The following is a 14880-nucleotide window of genomic DNA, read 5'->3' on the forward strand; positions in this document are numbered from 1 at the left end:
CAGTTCCTAAGGGTCGCTTAGGAAACGACTTTAACGAGGTAGGCGACCTTGTTGATCATGCCGCGCACAGCAGGAGTGTCCTGCAGTTCGCTGACAGAGTTCACACGACGCAGGCCCAGGCCGCGCACGGTGGCGCGGTGGTCTTGACGGGTGCCGATCAGGCCCTTCACCAGTTTGACTTTGATAGTGCTCATTGAAGTGCTCCCTATTAACCCAGGATCTCTTCAACCGACTTACCGCGCTTGGCGGCGATGTCAGCTGGAGTGCTCATTTTGGCCAGGCCGTCCAGGGTGGCGCGCACCAGGTTGTACGGGTTGTTCGAGCCGGTGGATTTCGCCACGACGTCGGTCACGCCCATCACCTCGAAGATAGCGCGCATTGCGCCACCTGCGATCACGCCGGTACCTGGCTTGGCTGGCGACATCATCACTTTCGACGCGCCGTGGCGGCCGGTGACGGTGTGCTGCAGGGTGCCGTTCTTCAGAGGTACCTTGATCAGGTTGCGACGGGCTTCTTCCATTGCCTTCTGCACACCAACCGGTACTTCTTTCGACTTGCCCTTGCCCATGCCGATGCGGCCATCGCCGTCACCAACTACGGTCAGCGCTGCGAAACCCATGATACGACCACCCTTGACCACTTTGGTCACGCGGTTGATCGCGATCATTTTTTCGCGCATGCCATCATCCGGCTTATCGGATGCCATTTTTGCTTGCATTTTTGCCATGATCGTTATCCTTAGAACTTCAGGCCAGCTTCACGCGCGGCTTCCGCCAGCGCCTTGACACGGCCGTGGTAACGGAAACCGGAGCGGTCGAAGGCAACTTCGGTGATGCCCGCTTTCAGTGCTTTTTCTGCGACACGCTTGCCCACCAGAGCGGCTGCGGCGGCATTGCCACCCAGACCGGTCTTGCCAGCCAGCTCGGCGCGCACTTCCGCTTCCACGGTCGAGGCCGAAACCAGTACTTTGGCTTCCGGGCTGATCAGGCTTGCGTAGATGTGCTGGTTGGTACGGTGCACCGACAGGCGGTTCACTTTCAACTGCGCGATCTTGATACGCGTTTGGCGTCCGCGGCGCAGACGAGATTCTTTTTTGTCCATCGTCAGCCCCTAATTACTTCTTCTTGGTTTCTTTGAGCTTAACCACTTCGTCCACATAGCGGACACCCTTGCCTTTGTATGGCTCAGGGGAGCGGTAAGCACGCACTTCGGCAGCCACCTGGCCAACCTTTTGGCGATCAACGCCAGAGATCACGATCTCGGTTGGGGTCGGGGTGGCGCACTTCACGCCGGCTGGCATGTCGTGCACGACAGGGTGCGAGAAACCCAGGGACAGGTTCAGCTTGTCGCCTTGGGCTTGGGCTTTGTAACCCACGCCAACCAGGGACAGCTTCTTCTCGAAGCCCTTGGTCACGCCCACTACCATGTTGTTAACCAGGGCACGCAGGGTGCCGGACATGGCGTTGGATTCGCGGCTGTCGTTGACCACGTCGAAGGACAGGGTGCCAGCGTTGTTTTCAACTTTTACCAGGCCGTTCAGGCTCTGGGTCAGGGTGCCCAGTGGGCCCTTGACGGTGATCGCTTGTGCGGAGATGGCAACTTCGGCGCCAGCAGGCACAACGATCGGCATTTTAGCTACACGAGACATTGTGTTACTCCTTAAGCCACGAAGCAGATAACTTCGCCACCAACACCGGTAGCGCGCGCTTTGCGGTCGGTCATGACGCCTTGCGGAGTCGACACGATGGCCACGCCCAGGCCGTTCATCACGGTCGGGATCTCACCTTTGCCTTTGTAGACGCGCAGACCCGGACGGGACACGCGCTCCAGGCGCTCGATGACAGGACGGCCTACATAATATTTCAAACCGATTTTCAGTTCCGACTTGCCCTCGTTGGTGGACACGGCGAAATCTTCAATGTAACCCTCGTCTTTCAGGACGTTGGCAATCGCAACTTTAACCTTCGACGATGGCATTGCCACGGAGGTCTTTTGCACGGTTTGTGCGTTGCGAATACGGGTCAGCATATCGGCGATAGGATCGCTCATACTCATTGCTTATTCTCCTATTACCAGCTGGCTTTGGTCATACCCGGGATCTCGCCACGCATGGCGAATTCACGGAGCTTGATACGACCCAGGCCGAATTTACGGAAGGTGCCACGTGGGCGACCGGTGACCTGGCAGCGGTTGCGCTGACGGGTTGGAGCCGAGTTACGCGGCAGTGCCTGCAGTTTCAGGCGCGCTTCGTAACGCTCTTCTTCCGACTTGGTCTGGTCATCGATGATGGCCTTCAGAGCGGCGCGCTTGGCAGCAAACTTGGCTACCAGGTCAGCACGCTTCTGTTCACGGTTAATCAGTGCGAGTTTTGCCATGATCGTTTAGTTCCTGAACGGGAATTTAAAGGCGGCGAGCAGCGCTTTGGCTTCGTCGTCGGTCTTTGCAGTCGTGGTGATCGAGATGTTCATACCACGCAGAGCGTCGATCTTGTCGTACTCGATTTCCGGGAAGATGATCTGCTCTTTCACGCCGATGTTGTAGTTGCCGCGGCCATCGAAGGATTTGCCGGACACACCACGGAAGTCACGCACGCGCGGCAGGGCCACGGTGATGAAACGATCCAGGAACTCGTACATGCGGGCGCCGCGCAGGGTCACCATGGTACCGATCGGGTAGCCTTCGCGGATCTTGAAACCTGCGATTGCCTTACGGGCCTTGGTTACGACTGGCTTCTGGCCGGCGATCTTGGTCAGGTCGCCAACAGCGTGCTCGATGATCTTCTTGTCAGCCACCGCTTCCGAGAGACCCATGTTCAGGGTGATCTTGGTCAGGCGTGGCACTTCCATCACCGACTTGTAACCGAATTTTTCGGTCAGTTCGGAGACGACTTTGTCTTTGTACAGTTGTTGCAGACGGGCCATTTCTGATTACCCCTTCACTACTTCGCCGGAGGACTTGAAGACGCGGACTTTTTTACCGTCCACTTCTTTGAAGCCCACGCGATCGGCCTTGCCGGTCGCAGCGTTGAACAGTGCAACGTTGGACACGTGAATAGGCATAGTCTTGTCGACGATGCCACCTTGAACACCAGTCATTGGGTTCGGCTTAACGGCTTTTTTAGCCACGTTAACGCCATCAACCACGACGTGCTCAGCGTCTACACGCTGGGTCACTACGCCGCGTTTGCCCTTGTCCTTACCAGTCAGGACGATGACTTCGTCGTTTTTGCGAATCTTATCCATTGTCTGACTCCTTACAGGACTTCCGGTGCCAGGGACACGATCTTCATGAACTTCTCAGTGCGCAGTTCACGCGTCACTGGGCCAAAGATACGGGTACCGATTGGTTCCAGTTTGTTGTTCAGCAGGACGGCAGCATTGCCATCGAACTTGACCAGGGAACCATCCTGGCGGCGAACACCCTTAGCGGTGCGCACTACCACGGCGTTATAAATTTCACCTTTTTTGACACGACCACGTGGCTGGGCCACCTTTACGGTGACTTTGATCACGTCGCCAATGCCAGCATAACGGCGCTTGGAACCGCCCAACACCTTGATGCACATCACTTCCTTGGCACCGGTGTTGTCGGCTACTTCGAGCCGGCTCTCAGTTTGAATCATAGTTGTCTCTTTCCCAACTTAAGCCGAATGCCCCACACGGAGCTCGGTCAGTCTTGGTCCCGCCAGGCCGCAAAATGCGGACTGATTGGGTGCTTGATCTTCATACAAGTACTGACCGCGACTGCGCCCGCGGAGGACGTATAGCGGCGATACATGAACGAAGCCCGCAAGTATTACATAAAACCTGCGGGCCTGCAAGAACTAATTAAATTGTGGCCGGGAACTCGCGTCCCCGGCGGCCAACTTACTTAGACGATTTGTGCAGCTTGCACTACTCGGGTCACCGTCCACGCCTTGGTCTTGGAGATCGGGCGACCTTCCTGGATTTCCACCGTATCACCGGCTTTAACCTGGTTGGTCTCGTCGTGCGCGTGGTACTTTGCGCTACGCACGATGATCTTGCCATACAGAGGGTGCTTGACGTGACGTTCGATCAGAACGGTAACGGTCTTGTCCATCTTGTCGGACACGACTTTACCGATCAGAGTACGCTTCAGCTTAACTTGTTCGGTCATTTCGCTTCCTTCGAGTTCATTACCGTTTTCACGCGGGCGATGTCGCGGCGGACCTTCTTCAGCTGCGAGCTGTTGCCCAGCTGCTGGGTAGCAGCTTGCATACGCAGGCCGAACTGAGCCTTCAGCAGGTCGTTCAGTTCTTTCTGCAGTGCAGCCTGGTCTTTGCCACGGAGTTCAGATGCTTTCATATTTCACTCCAATTATTGGCCAACCTGGCGCACCACGAAGGTGGTTGCCAGAGGCAGTTTAGCAGCGGCCAGACGGAACGCTTCACGTGCCAGTTCTTCAGCGACGCCATCCATTTCGTACAGGACTTTGCCTGGACGGATTTCGGCAACGTAGTACTCCGGATTGCCCTTACCGTTACCCATACGGACTTCGGCAGGCTTGTTGGAGATCGGCTTGTCTGGGAAAACACGGATCCAGATACGGCCACCACGCTTGATGTGACGGGTCATTGCACGACGAGCGGACTCGATCTGGCGTGCAGTGATACGGCCACGAGCCACGGCCTTCAGGCCGAACTCACCGAACGACACGTTAGTGCCGGTGGAGTGCGAAATGCCGGTGTTACGGCCTTTCTGCTCTTTACGATATTTCCTGCGGCTAGGTTGCAGCATGCTTATTCTCCTGCTTTGTCAGCTGCGGCCGGCTTGGCAGCGCGGCGACCGGCTGGGGCTTTGGCGCCTGGAGCTGGACGGCGGCCTGCTGGCTTACCGTCGTCGCGGCGCGGGCCACGTGGCTTTTTCTCTTCCGCTGGGGTGTCGATGACTGGTGCTTCGCCGGTAGCGGAGCGGTCACCCTTGTACACCCACACCTTGACACCGATGATGCCGTAGGTGGTCGAGGCTTCGGAAGTACCGTAGTCGATGTCGGCCTTCAGGGTATGCAGAGGCACGCGGCCTTCACGATACCATTCAGTACGCGCGATCTCGATGCCGTTCAGACGGCCGGAGGACATGATCTTGATGCCCTGGGCGCCCAGGCGCATTGCGTTCTGCATGGCGCGCTTCATGGCGCGGCGGAACATAATACGCTTTTCCAGCTGCTGCGAGATCGAGTCAGCGATCAGCTGAGCGTCGATTTCCGGCTTGCGGATTTCTTCGATATTCACGTGCACCGGCACGCCCATGATCTTGGTCAGCGCCGACTTCAGAACTTCGATGTCTTCGCCTTTCTTACCGATCACGACGCCAGGACGCGAGCTGTACACGGTGAAGCGTGCGTTCTTGGCTGGACGCTCGATCACGATGCGGCCAACGGAAGCGTTTTTCAGCTTCTTCTTCAGGAAAGCACGTGCCTTCAGGTCTTCGTTCAGCATGGAAGCGAAGTTACCGTTGGTTGCGTACCAGCGAGATGCCCAGTTACGGGTGACCGCCAGACGGAAACCGGTTGGATGAATTTTCTGACCCATCGCAGCTCCTTAGTTACCGACAGTCACGTAAATGTGACAGGATTGTTTCGAGATACGGTCGCCACGACCTTTAGCGCGTGCAGTGAAGCGCTTCAGGATTGGGCCCTTTTCGACGTAAATGGTCTTTACGATCAGTTCGTCGATGTCAGCACCGTCGTTGTGCTCGGCGTTCGCAATAGCGGACTCCAGCACTTTCTTGACGATGAACGCGCCTTTCTTAGGGCTGAACTGCAGGATGTTCAGCGCAGCGTCAACCTTCTTGCCGCGAATCAGGTCAGCGATCAGGCGACCCTTTTGATCCGACAGGCGCACGCCTTTGAGGATAGCTTTGGTTTCCATTATTTCTTAGCCTTTTTGTCAGCAGCGTGGCCCTTGAAGGTACGGGTCAGCGCGAATTCGCCGAGCTTGTGACCAACCATGTTCTCGGAAACGTACACAGGCACGTGGACCTTACCGTTGTGCACGGCGATGGTCAGACCGATGAAGTCAGGCATGATCGTCGAGCGACGGGACCAGGTTTTGATTGGCTTTTTGTCTTTGGTCGCTTGAGCGGCTTCGACTTTTTTCACCAGGTGGGCGTCGCAGAACGGCCCTTTTTTCAATGAACGAGTCATGGTTTATCCTTATTTCTTGCCGCGGCGAGAGACGATCATCGAAGAAGTACGCTTGTTGGAGCGAGTCTTCTTACCCTTGGTCTGCTGGCCCCATGGGGACACTGGATGACGACCAGCTGCGGTACGGCCTTCACCACCACCGTGCGGGTGGTCGATCGGGTTCATTACCACACCGCGAACGGTTGGGCGAACACCGCGCCAGCGCATGGCACCGGCTTTACCGATCTTGCGCAGGCTGTGTTCAGCATTACCGACTTCGCCGATGGTGGCGCGGCACTCGATGTGCACGCGGCGCACTTCGCCGGAGCGCAGGCGAACCTGGGCGTAGGTACCTTCACGGGCCATCAGGACCACAACAGCACCAGCGGTACGGGCCATCTGGGCACCTTTACCTGGCAGCATTTCCACGCAGTGGATGTTGGTGCCGACTGGGATGTTACGGATAGGCAGGCAGTTACCGGCCTTGATCGGCGCTTCCGAACCGTTCAGCAGGGTGTCGCCAACGCTCACGCCTTTAGGGGCGATGATGTACTTGCGCTCGCCGTCGGCGTAGCACAGCAGGGCGATGTGGGCGGTACGGTTTGGATCGTATTCGATACGTTCCACTTTCGCAGGGATGCCATCCTTGTTGCGCTTGAAGTCCACAATACGGTAGTGCTGCTTGTGGCCACCGCCGATGTGGCGGGTGGTGATGTGACCGTTGTTGTTACGGCCAGCAGTCTTCGACTTCTTTTCCAGCAGGGCGGCGAACGGACGACCTTTGTACAGGTCGCTGTTCACAACCTTCACCATGCCGCGACGGCCTGGGGAGGTTGGCTTCATCTTAACGAGTGCCATTATTTAGCCTCCTCGGTGAAATTGATTTCCTGGCCTGGCTTCAGGCACACGAAAGCACGCTTGGTGTGGTTGCGGCGACCGATGAAACGGCCCGAACGCTTAACCTTACCTTCGCGGTTCACGGTCTGCACCGATTCCACTTCAACCTTGAACAGCAGTTCAACGGCGGCCTTGATTTCTGGCTTGGTCGCATCCTTGGTAACCAGGAACACGATCTGCTCGTTCTTTTCCGCAACCATGGTGGCTTTTTCGGAAATGACCGGAGCCAGCAGCACCTTCATCAGGCGCTCTTCGCTGTGTTTGATAACTGCGCTCATGCCAGCATCTCCTCAATCTGTGCCAGGGCTGCCTTGGTGACCAGGACCTTCTTGTAGAAGACCAGGGACATTGGGTCAGCGTGACGCGGCTCGACAACCAGCACGTTCGGCAGGTTGCGGGAAGCCAGTTCCAGGTTTTCCTGGATGGTGTCGGTAACGATCAGGACCGAGTCCAGACCCATGCCGGTCAGCTTTTGCGACAGCAGTTTGGTCTTTGGAGCGTCGATCGACAGATCTTCGATCACAACCAGACGCTCTTCGCGGGCCAGCTGAGACAGGATCGAGCAGATACCTGCGCGATACATCTTCTTATTGACCTTGTGCGAGAAGTTCTCGTCAGGGGTGTTCGGGAAGGTGCGCCCACCACCACGCCACAGCGGGGAGGAGGACATACCAGCACGAGCGCGGCCGGTGCCTTTTTGGCGCCATGGCTTCTTGGTCGTGTGGTGGACTTCTTCACGGTCTTTTTGCTTGCGGTTACCGCTACGTGCGTTAGCAGCGTAAGCAACGACGACTTGGTGGATCAGTGCTTCGTTGTAGTCACGACCGAAGACGGTGTCAGCGGCGGCTACGTTCGACGCGACTTGACCTTGCGCGTTCAAGAGCTTCAGTTCCATCGATTAAGCTCCCTTCTTTGCTTTAACTTTAACAGCTGGCGATACAACAACCTGGCCGTTTTTCGCGCCTGGTACTGCACCTTTTACCAGCAGCAGCTGGCGGTCAGCGTCGATACGAGCGATTTCCAGATTCTGGGTGGTGACGGTGACGTCGCCCATGTGACCGGTCATGCGCTTACCTGGGAACACACGGCCTGGATCCTGCGCCATACCGATCGAGCCTGGTACATTGTGCGAACGGGAGTTACCGTGGGTTTGACGACCCGATGCGAAGTTGTGACGCTTGATGGTACCGGCGTAGCCTTTACCAATCGACACACCTTGCACGTCGATCTTTTGACCGACTTCGAACAGGGAAGCGGCGATAACTTCACCGGCTTTCAGTTCGTTTGCTTTGGCTGCGTCAACGCGGAATTCCTTGATAAAGGAACCAGCTTCAACACCTGCTTTAGCGTAGTGACCGGCAGCAGCTTTAGTCACGCGGGATGCGCGACGCTGACCGAAGACAACCTGAACAGCGGAATAACCATCCACTTCAGGAGTTTTGATTTGCGCAACACGGTTGTTCGATACGTCCAACACGGTGACCGGGATCGAATCCCCGTCATCGGTGAAGATGCGCATCATACCAACCTTGCGACCGAGGAGGCCAAGGCTCATTTTTTCTCCATTCCCACCTACGATTGGGCGGGGCTTTGTTTAACTACAAAAAAAGATACGGGCCATAAAAAAGACGAACCCATACCGAAGCCGGCTAGTGTACCCACAATTGACCCTTGACGCAACAGGTTTATACGAGGTATGTCGAATGTTGTCAGGTGCCGCACGCGACTCAGTGCGCGGAAGGCCTTTTCACCCATTTGTGCGGGCCCTTACGGGGCAAAAAGCGCGTATTGCGTGGCGTTTTCAACAATATTGCAGCGGCGTACAATGGTCGCATCATGCTAATGCGCACTGCAGCCGATGCTGTCGTTCTCCTGCACCTCGGCTTTATCATCTTTGCACTATTTGGCGCCCTGCTCGCGCTGCGCTGGTCGCGCCTGGTCTGCTTGCACCTGCCTGCCGCTGCCTGGGCGGTGTACATCGAATTAAGCGGCAAGGCATGCCCACTGACCTATATAGAGAATGACCTGCGCCAGCAAGCCGGCCAGCAAGGCTATGCCGGCGGCTTCGTGGAGCATTACCTCCTGCCAGTCATCTATCCGACGGGATTGACGCCTGCGGTGCAGTTTGTGCTGGCGGGCGTGGTGCTGGTGGTGAACCTTATGCTCTACGGATGGCTGTGGCGCCGGCGGCGGTGACACTGCACCGCCCTGCCACGGCGACCTGCTCCGGCAGGCGGGCGTAAGCGCGGAAGATGTCAACCTGGCGCCGCCCCAGCCGCGCTTCCAGCACGCGCAGGAGATCCATATAAGGTGCGCTGCCGACCAGGGTGGCGCAAGGCAGCGCCAGGCGGTACACCGGAGCACTCCCCTGCCCCGCCACCATCACGTCGCGGTAGGCGCTGACCACCACGCCCGCCAGCCGCGTGCCAGGATGCACGTCGAGCTGCCAGTGCACCGCCTCGTAGCTGGCCAGCACCAACAGGATGCTGGCGCCGTGCCGGTCGAGCACGACCCGCACCGGCCCGGCTGCGCGCGCGGCGACATAGCCGGACACCACCACCAGCTCTGCGCCTTCGGCCAAGGCTGGCGACAACAGGCCGCCGGGAATCATGCCGCCTCCGACACCGTCTCCGCAGACGGTTCGCCCAGGCGGTACCAGTCCACCTTGCGCGTTGCCACCATGATGGCCGACAGCACGGCAAACAGCAGGATCGCACCCATGACCAGGGCATTGCTTTCCGAGTTCAGGAGCCCGAACAGCACGCCGTACAAGCCGCCCAGGGCCGCGGCAAAACCGGCGCCGCGCCTCCAGTCGCGCAGCACGTGCGCCAGGTAATAGCCGATCAGCAGAATACAGGCGGCGCTGGCGGCCAGGTAGGCGTAGATAAAGTTGATGTGCTCAGACAGGCTGACCAGCAGCAGGAAGAACAAGGCCAGCGCCATGCCGACCAGGGCGTACTGCACCGGGTGGATCGGCAGCCGCTTCATCACCTCGAACAGGAAGAAGGCGGCAAAGGTCAGCGCCACGAACAGCAAGCCATACTTGGTGGCGCGGTCGGCCATCGAATACACATTCACCGGCTCGATAAAGGTGGTGCGGATCGCGTCCAGCTGCGGCGCCTGCGCTGCGTCGGCGCCGCCTTTCAGAGCCTTGGATTCGCGCTCGCGCAACTGCTGCTGGGCGTTGGTAGCCAGCGCCGAAATGCGCCAGGTCGCCTGGAACCCCGCGTCGCTTATGCTGCGCTGCTCGGGCAGGTACTGGCCGCCGAATTGCGGGTGCGGCCAGGCCGAGGTCATGCTGAAGTGGTTGTTCCTGGCCAGCGGCACAAAGGCCTGGCTGCCCAGGCCACCCAGGTTCAAGTCAAAGCTGAAGGCCACCACGCCCGGCGTCATGTCCGCCAGCGCCAGGCGGGCATGCAGGCCGTTCGGCTCGGAGGCCAGGCGCGCGCCCTGTTCGAACTCGATGCGGCGCTTGCCCCATGTCAGCTGCGGGAAGTCGCGCACGCCGCGCGTGTCCTCCACCGCCAGCGCGATAAAGGGCTCGTGCGGCGTAATATCGGAACGCTCCACCGTATGCGGCAGTTCGCTCAATGCCGGCACCAGGAAATCGCCTTTCAACTTATGGCCGCCGTTATACACCAGGATCTGGTGGATGCCGCGATAACGGCGCTCGGTATCCATAGTGGAGACGACGTCGAGCTGCTGCGGGAAAACCAGGTGCTGCGAACGCTTGCGATAGCGCTTGGCCACGCCGTCTTCCTGTACCGTGTACTCCTCATCATACGGCATCACCAGCACCGGGCCGTACACCAGCTGGGTGCCGACCGAATCGGCCGCAATACTGGCGGCGGCGGCATCGCGGAACTGCATGCGTTCCTGCACGGTGGATTGGATCATGGCCAGCGGCACGCCGAGCAGCAGCATCAGCACGGCGACGGTAAAGGCTTTGATCAGGAGTCTTTTTTGCATTATTGGCGCTTCCTGTAATAGTTAAGGTTGCGCCAGTCTAGGCAGCGTTTATGTGTTGTTGATGCGTTCTGTGTGAAGCGGCAGCAGCAGCGCCGCGTGGCAGCCGCCGCCCTCCCCGTTCACCACCCCCGCGCTGCCGCCATGCAGGGCCGCCACCTCATGCACGAAGGGCAGGCCCAGGCCGGTGCTCTTGGCGCCATCCGGGCGCGGCAAGGAATAGAAGCGCTCAAACAGGCGCGCCTCGGCATAGGCCGGGATACCGGGGCCGGCATCGGCAACACTGACCTCCAGCCGGCCGCCCTGGATGCGTGCCGCCATCCGCACCGTGCTGCCGCGCGGTGCGAAGCCAATGGCGTTGTCGAGCAGGTTGCCCAGGGCTTGGCGCAGCAGCAGCACATCGCCGCGCACGTGTGGCGTGTCATCCACTGCGACCTCCAGCTGCAGCTCGCGCGCCTCAAGACGGGCGCGGAAGTCGCCCGCCACATCCTGCAGCAGGCTGGCGATATCGACCGGCTCAGCCTCGTCAATGCGCTGCTGCTTCTCCACGCGCACCAGGGCCAGCAGCTTGTCAATCAGGTCACGCTGGCGCGCATTCTGGGCCTGAATGGTGGCCAGGAACTGGCGCCGCTGCTCGGGTGGCATATCCTCCTCCAGCAATTCCGCCGTGGCCTGGATGGCGGCGATCGGGCTTTTCAATTCATGCGTCAGCGTGTGCATCAGCGTCTCGACGTAGTCCTTGCCTTCCAGCTTGGCGCGCATCGCTTCCAGCGCATGGCCCAGGGTGCTGATCTCGCTGCTGCCCAACTTGGGCATGACCGCCTTGCGTCCGGCCTGTACGTCGGCCACGAACACCATCAGCTTGCGCAGCGTACCCATGATGCGCCAGGTCATGGCGACGCCAATCAGCAGCGACAGGCCAAGCAGGAGCGCGGCCCATTCCATGACCTTGCGCTGGCTGCGCTCGATGAAGGCTTTCACGCCCGAGATGGGCTTGGCCACCGTGAGCGAACCGATAATGCGTTCGCCATCGCGCACCGGGGCGGCCACGTACATGACCGTGCTCGCCTCGACGTTGGGTATCTCGCGCGTCATGCGCGCGCCGTACTTGCCGCGCAAGGTCAGGTAGACGTCGTTCCAGCGCGAGTAATCCTGGCCGACCGCCTTGCCCGCGCTGTCGAAGCGCACGATACCGCGCACGTCGGTGATGTAGATGCGATAGCCGACGCTCTGCTTGGCGACACCACCGATCGCGGCATCCAGCGGACGCTGGGTTGCGGCCTGCAGGCGCGCCAGCATGCCATCGCCGTAGCGATTGTCACGCACGTCGGCCGCCACCACGCCGGCCAGCAGCAGCGCAGTATCGGCCGCCATGTCTTCCATGGTGAAGCGCACCCCGGGGCGTACCTGCTCGACGAAGACGTTCATCAGCAGCCAGGCCGCCACGCCTACAATCAGGAAGTAGCCGAGCAGGATGCGCAGGCCGATCTTCATGCGTTGGGCTGCAGGCTGTAGCCCATGCCGCGATGGGTCTGGATCGGGTCGGCGTCGTCGTCGATCACGCGCAGCTTGGCGCGCAGGGATTTGATGTGGGCGTCCACCGTGCGGTCCAGCGTATCGGGGGCGTCGGTCCAGACACGGTCCATCAGCTGTGCGCGCGACATCACGTGGCCAGGGTGCTCGACCAGGGTTTTCAGCAGCAGGTATTCATAGCGCGTCAGGTCCAGCGCCTGGCCGGCGAACAGGATGCGCGCCTCCAGCGGGCGCAGCTCGAAACGCGGCACCGCGGCATGCACGACGGCCTGCCCCACCGCCTGCACCGCGCCGGCACGGCGCAGGATCACGCGTACGCGCGCCACCAGCTCGCGCGGCGAAAACGGCTTGGTCACGTAATCGTCAGCGCCGATCTCGAGGCCGACGATACGGTCCACTTCATCGCTGCGCGCGGTCAGGAAGATCACTGGCACCTCGGAAAACTGGCGCAAGCGGCGACACACATCGAGGCCGCTGATATCGGGCAGGCCGACGTCCAGAATCACCAGCACCGGCGCTTGCTCGCGCACCGCAACGAGCGCCTGCTCGCCCAGCGTCACATGCAGCGGCTCGAAGCCTTCCTTGCGCAAGGCAAAGGCGATGCTATCCGCAATCGCCGCCTCGTCTTCTACAATCAGAATTGTTTTTTCAGCCATGCGCGCGAGTATAGCGCGTGCCACATGGCGACGGCATCCTATCGGCCAGCTTCCTCGCCGTCGACGGCTTTGGCGGTGGCTTCCGCGGCTTTCTGCTGGCTGGCTTCGAGTTCCTTGACTGCCGCCTGCGCCTTGTCGCGCTGCTCGCCCATGGCCTTGATGTCCTGGGCGGCCTGGTTTGCCGGGTTGTCCTTCTTCGAACATGCGCCGAGGGCGGTTGCGATGGCCAACACTGCGATGGTGCTCAGTACTTTCATTCGCTGCTCCTATTTGAGAATGCCGTAAGTGTACTCGCCCGGCGGCAGCATGAACTTCGGTGCTGTCCGCCCCGCACGCAACAGGACTATGTCAGCCGGCACCCCATCGGTCATCTGCCCTTTCGGAGCGGCATAAACGTATTGACTACCAGTCTTGGGTATCAGGTGCGCCGGAACGTCGACCGGGCGATAGCCGGCCATGGCCTGCATCCAGTGGGGGCGCCTGCTAACGGGCTCAATTGCGCTCCGGCGATGAAATACCTGCATATCGATGCTACCCTCGCGCCTGAGGCCAAAGACAGTGTAGCCATCTTGTGCTGCCCGCAGGACAAACGAGCCGTCGCCAGGAAAGTGCTGAAGTGCCTTTTCGTATATCGGATGCTCAAGTTTCTTGCGTGTTGCGGCCATCACGATCGTCTGATCGATCGTCAGCGGGTCGTGCCCGGACAATTTGGCCAGGTGCGCGGCCATCATAGCCTGTTCGGGATCCTCATCGGCGCTTGGCCTCTCGTTTTCAAATGGCCGTACCCCACCAGTACAAATACTCTGGCGCCCGGGTCGCGGGCAAATGTGCGTTCGAAGATGTTGGCTGCCTCGCCCTGCTCACGAGGGCGTTCGTCGAATGGTTCGTATTGCACCATTGTCCAGCCGTCGTTCGCGGCGTCCCGCAAAAGGTTGGCGAAAACCGGATCGTTGGAGTAAAACCCGGTGTCGCGCGCTACATAACCCTTGGACATTGGTTGCAAGTCTTCGAACGTTTCACACGCCAGATACGTAAAGCCCAGTTTCTTCAATTCGCGCGCCAGGCGCATGGCGAAGGCGCGATGCATCGGGACGTGGTGCGATTCATTTAGGATCACAATGCGGTGGTCGCGTGCCGCGCGGACAATGGCCGCGATTGCATCCTCCGCCGTAGCGGAGGCTAGCCTGAGCCCATCGTCAGCTTGCTGTCTGATTGGGTACGCCATCAGCTCGCGCGCTTCATCCAACGCCTCCAAGGCACCTACTGAATCGCCAAGAAACATCCGATAGTTGCCGAGATACTGCAGCTTGTTGATCAAGTCTTGCCGTACTTTTAGATCGGTCGGCATCTTGACGCGCAGCGTTGCTGTTTCCACTTCTGCCTTACGCAAATCCTTTGGCCAGTTCCCGGCATGTGCGGCCTGCAGCACAGCCAAAGTGATTACCATGATCACAAGCTTTTCCAATCTCACAGTGACCTGCTACCCAATTTAGTACGGACCCGAACTGGAGTCCACGGTTAATAACCCTTCCGCAAACTGCTTCGGTGTCAGATTCTGCAGCGTACTGTGCGGCCGCTCCTCGTTGTACTCGTGGCGCCAGGCTTCGATCACCTGACGTGCATGCCGCAGTGAGAGAAACCAGTGCTCGTTTAAGCACTCATCGCGAAACTTGCCATTGAAGCT

General features: G+C 59.4%; 28 protein-coding genes. 1 reads left to right on the plus strand and 27 read right to left on the minus strand.

Annotation, left to right across the window (positions count from 1 at the left end):
* Positions 1–17: 17 nt before the first annotated feature.
* The 19 genes from rpmD to rplC all read right to left on the minus strand — a co-directional run bounded on the left by rpmD (position 18) and on the right by rplC (position 8596).
* The gene (rpmD, locus tag GTP41_RS12115) at positions 18–194 is read right to left on the minus strand and encodes a 50S ribosomal protein L30 (protein WP_035373423.1); all 177 of its coding nucleotides are present in this window, start codon (positions 192–194) and stop codon (positions 18–20) included.
* 14 nt (positions 195–208) lie between these two features.
* Positions 209–727, minus strand: coding sequence for a 30S ribosomal protein S5 (gene rpsE, locus GTP41_RS12120; protein ID WP_057264732.1), 519 nt, complete (start codon positions 725–727; stop codon positions 209–211).
* A gap of 11 nt (positions 728–738) precedes the next feature.
* Positions 739–1101 (minus strand): 50S ribosomal protein L18, encoded by a 363-nt coding sequence (gene rplR, locus GTP41_RS12125; protein WP_161025831.1) that lies wholly within the window; start codon positions 1099–1101, stop codon positions 739–741.
* Between the two features lie 13 nt (positions 1102–1114).
* Complete coding sequence (rplF, locus tag GTP41_RS12130) at positions 1115–1648, minus strand: 50S ribosomal protein L6 (RefSeq protein WP_161025832.1); 534 nt, start codon at positions 1646–1648, stop codon at positions 1115–1117.
* Between the two features lie 11 nt (positions 1649–1659).
* Positions 1660–2055 (minus strand): 30S ribosomal protein S8, encoded by a 396-nt coding sequence (gene rpsH / locus GTP41_RS12135; RefSeq protein ID WP_161025833.1) that lies wholly within the window; start codon positions 2053–2055, stop codon positions 1660–1662.
* 14 nt (positions 2056–2069) lie between these two features.
* Positions 2070–2375, minus strand: a complete 306-nt coding sequence (gene rpsN, locus GTP41_RS12140) for a 30S ribosomal protein S14 (protein WP_055937643.1) — start codon at positions 2373–2375, stop codon at positions 2070–2072.
* A 6-nt stretch (positions 2376–2381) separates the two neighbouring features.
* Positions 2382–2921 (minus strand): 50S ribosomal protein L5, encoded by a 540-nt coding sequence (gene rplE, locus GTP41_RS12145; RefSeq protein WP_161025834.1) that lies wholly within the window; start codon positions 2919–2921, stop codon positions 2382–2384.
* Between the two features lie 6 nt (positions 2922–2927).
* Positions 2928–3242 carry a 50S ribosomal protein L24 gene (gene rplX, locus GTP41_RS12150; RefSeq protein WP_055937637.1) on the minus strand — a complete coding sequence of 105 codons (315 nt, stop codon included), beginning with the start codon at positions 3240–3242 and terminating at the stop codon, positions 2928–2930.
* An 11-nt stretch (positions 3243–3253) separates the two neighbouring features.
* Positions 3254–3622: a 50S ribosomal protein L14 gene (rplN, locus tag GTP41_RS12155; RefSeq protein ID WP_028101657.1), complete on the minus strand. Its 369-nt coding sequence runs from the start codon at positions 3620–3622 to the stop codon at positions 3254–3256.
* Positions 3623–3870: 248 nt separating this feature from the next.
* Positions 3871–4137 (minus strand): 30S ribosomal protein S17, encoded by a 267-nt coding sequence (gene rpsQ, locus GTP41_RS12160; protein ID WP_028101658.1) that lies wholly within the window; start codon positions 4135–4137, stop codon positions 3871–3873.
* Positions 4134–4325, minus strand: coding sequence for a 50S ribosomal protein L29 (rpmC, locus tag GTP41_RS12165; RefSeq protein WP_028101659.1), 192 nt, complete (start codon positions 4323–4325; stop codon positions 4134–4136). Before rpmC ends, rpsQ begins: the two co-directional genes overlap by 4 nt.
* 12 nt (positions 4326–4337) lie before the next feature.
* The gene (gene rplP / locus GTP41_RS12170; protein WP_161025835.1) at positions 4338–4757 is read right to left on the minus strand and encodes a 50S ribosomal protein L16; all 420 of its coding nucleotides are present in this window, start codon (positions 4755–4757) and stop codon (positions 4338–4340) included.
* A gap of 2 nt (positions 4758–4759) precedes the next feature.
* The gene (gene rpsC, locus GTP41_RS12175) at positions 4760–5551 is read right to left on the minus strand and encodes a 30S ribosomal protein S3 (protein ID WP_028101661.1); all 792 of its coding nucleotides are present in this window, start codon (positions 5549–5551) and stop codon (positions 4760–4762) included.
* 9 nt (positions 5552–5560) lie between these two features.
* A complete protein-coding gene (rplV, locus tag GTP41_RS12180; RefSeq protein ID WP_371867350.1) occupies positions 5561–5893 on the minus strand; it encodes a 50S ribosomal protein L22 in 333 nt (110 codons plus the stop codon).
* Positions 5890–6165, minus strand: coding sequence for a 30S ribosomal protein S19 (gene rpsS / locus GTP41_RS12185; RefSeq protein ID WP_093556914.1), 276 nt, complete (start codon positions 6163–6165; stop codon positions 5890–5892). The genes rplV and rpsS overlap by 4 nt, the downstream gene beginning before the upstream one ends.
* A gap of 9 nt (positions 6166–6174) precedes the next feature.
* Positions 6175–7002 (minus strand): 50S ribosomal protein L2, encoded by an 828-nt coding sequence (gene rplB / locus GTP41_RS12190; protein WP_028101664.1) that lies wholly within the window; start codon positions 7000–7002, stop codon positions 6175–6177.
* Positions 7002–7319: a 50S ribosomal protein L23 gene (gene rplW / locus GTP41_RS12195; RefSeq protein WP_130315952.1), complete on the minus strand. Its 318-nt coding sequence runs from the start codon at positions 7317–7319 to the stop codon at positions 7002–7004. Before rplW ends, rplB begins: the two co-directional genes overlap by 1 nt.
* Positions 7316–7936: a 50S ribosomal protein L4 gene (rplD, locus tag GTP41_RS12200; protein WP_161025837.1), complete on the minus strand. Its 621-nt coding sequence runs from the start codon at positions 7934–7936 to the stop codon at positions 7316–7318. The genes rplW and rplD overlap by 4 nt, the downstream gene beginning before the upstream one ends.
* 3 nt (positions 7937–7939) lie before the next feature.
* Positions 7940–8596 carry a 50S ribosomal protein L3 gene (gene rplC, locus GTP41_RS12205; RefSeq protein ID WP_055937618.1) on the minus strand — a complete coding sequence of 219 codons (657 nt, stop codon included), beginning with the start codon at positions 8594–8596 and terminating at the stop codon, positions 7940–7942.
* A 287-nt stretch (positions 8597–8883) separates the two neighbouring features.
* Here rplC and GTP41_RS12210 point away from each other — a divergent pair, with 287 nt between their 5' ends.
* A complete protein-coding gene (locus GTP41_RS12210; protein WP_371867347.1) occupies positions 8884–9237 on the plus strand; it encodes a DUF2784 domain-containing protein in 354 nt (117 codons plus the stop codon).
* Here GTP41_RS12210 and GTP41_RS12215 read toward each other — a convergent pair.
* The 8 genes from GTP41_RS12215 to GTP41_RS12250 all read right to left on the minus strand — a co-directional run.
* On the minus strand, positions 9200–9652 hold the full coding sequence (locus GTP41_RS12215) for a hypothetical protein (protein ID WP_161025839.1): 453 nt from the start codon (positions 9650–9652) through the stop codon (positions 9200–9202). The genes GTP41_RS12210 and GTP41_RS12215 overlap by 38 nt on opposite strands.
* On the minus strand, positions 9649–11010 hold the full coding sequence (gene creD / locus GTP41_RS12220) for a cell envelope integrity protein CreD (protein ID WP_161025840.1): 1362 nt from the start codon (positions 11008–11010) through the stop codon (positions 9649–9651). The genes GTP41_RS12215 and creD overlap by 4 nt, the downstream gene beginning before the upstream one ends.
* Positions 11011–11058: 48 nt before the next feature.
* A complete protein-coding gene (creC, locus tag GTP41_RS12225; protein WP_161025841.1) occupies positions 11059–12501 on the minus strand; it encodes a two-component system sensor histidine kinase CreC in 1443 nt (480 codons plus the stop codon).
* Positions 12498–13196 carry a two-component system response regulator CreB gene (creB, locus tag GTP41_RS12230; RefSeq protein ID WP_161025842.1) on the minus strand — a complete coding sequence of 233 codons (699 nt, stop codon included), beginning with the start codon at positions 13194–13196 and terminating at the stop codon, positions 12498–12500. Before creB ends, creC begins: the two co-directional genes overlap by 4 nt.
* 38 nt (positions 13197–13234) lie before the next feature.
* On the minus strand, positions 13235–13453 hold the full coding sequence (locus GTP41_RS12235) for a hypothetical protein (protein WP_161025843.1): 219 nt from the start codon (positions 13451–13453) through the stop codon (positions 13235–13237).
* Between the two features lie 9 nt (positions 13454–13462).
* Positions 13463–13927 (minus strand): hypothetical protein, encoded by a 465-nt coding sequence (locus GTP41_RS12240; RefSeq protein ID WP_161025844.1) that lies wholly within the window; start codon positions 13925–13927, stop codon positions 13463–13465.
* On the minus strand, positions 13924–14649 hold the full coding sequence (locus GTP41_RS12245) for a hypothetical protein (protein ID WP_161025845.1): 726 nt from the start codon (positions 14647–14649) through the stop codon (positions 13924–13926). Before GTP41_RS12245 ends, GTP41_RS12240 begins: the two co-directional genes overlap by 4 nt.
* 36 nt (positions 14650–14685) lie before the next feature.
* Positions 14686–14880: integrase core domain-containing protein (locus tag GTP41_RS12250; RefSeq protein ID WP_161025846.1), on the minus strand; the 195-nt coding region annotated here is incomplete at its 5' end.

It is taken from the genome of Pseudoduganella guangdongensis (assembly GCF_009857475.1).
GTDB classification, from domain to species: domain Bacteria; phylum Pseudomonadota; class Gammaproteobacteria; order Burkholderiales; family Burkholderiaceae_D; genus Rugamonas; species Rugamonas guangdongensis.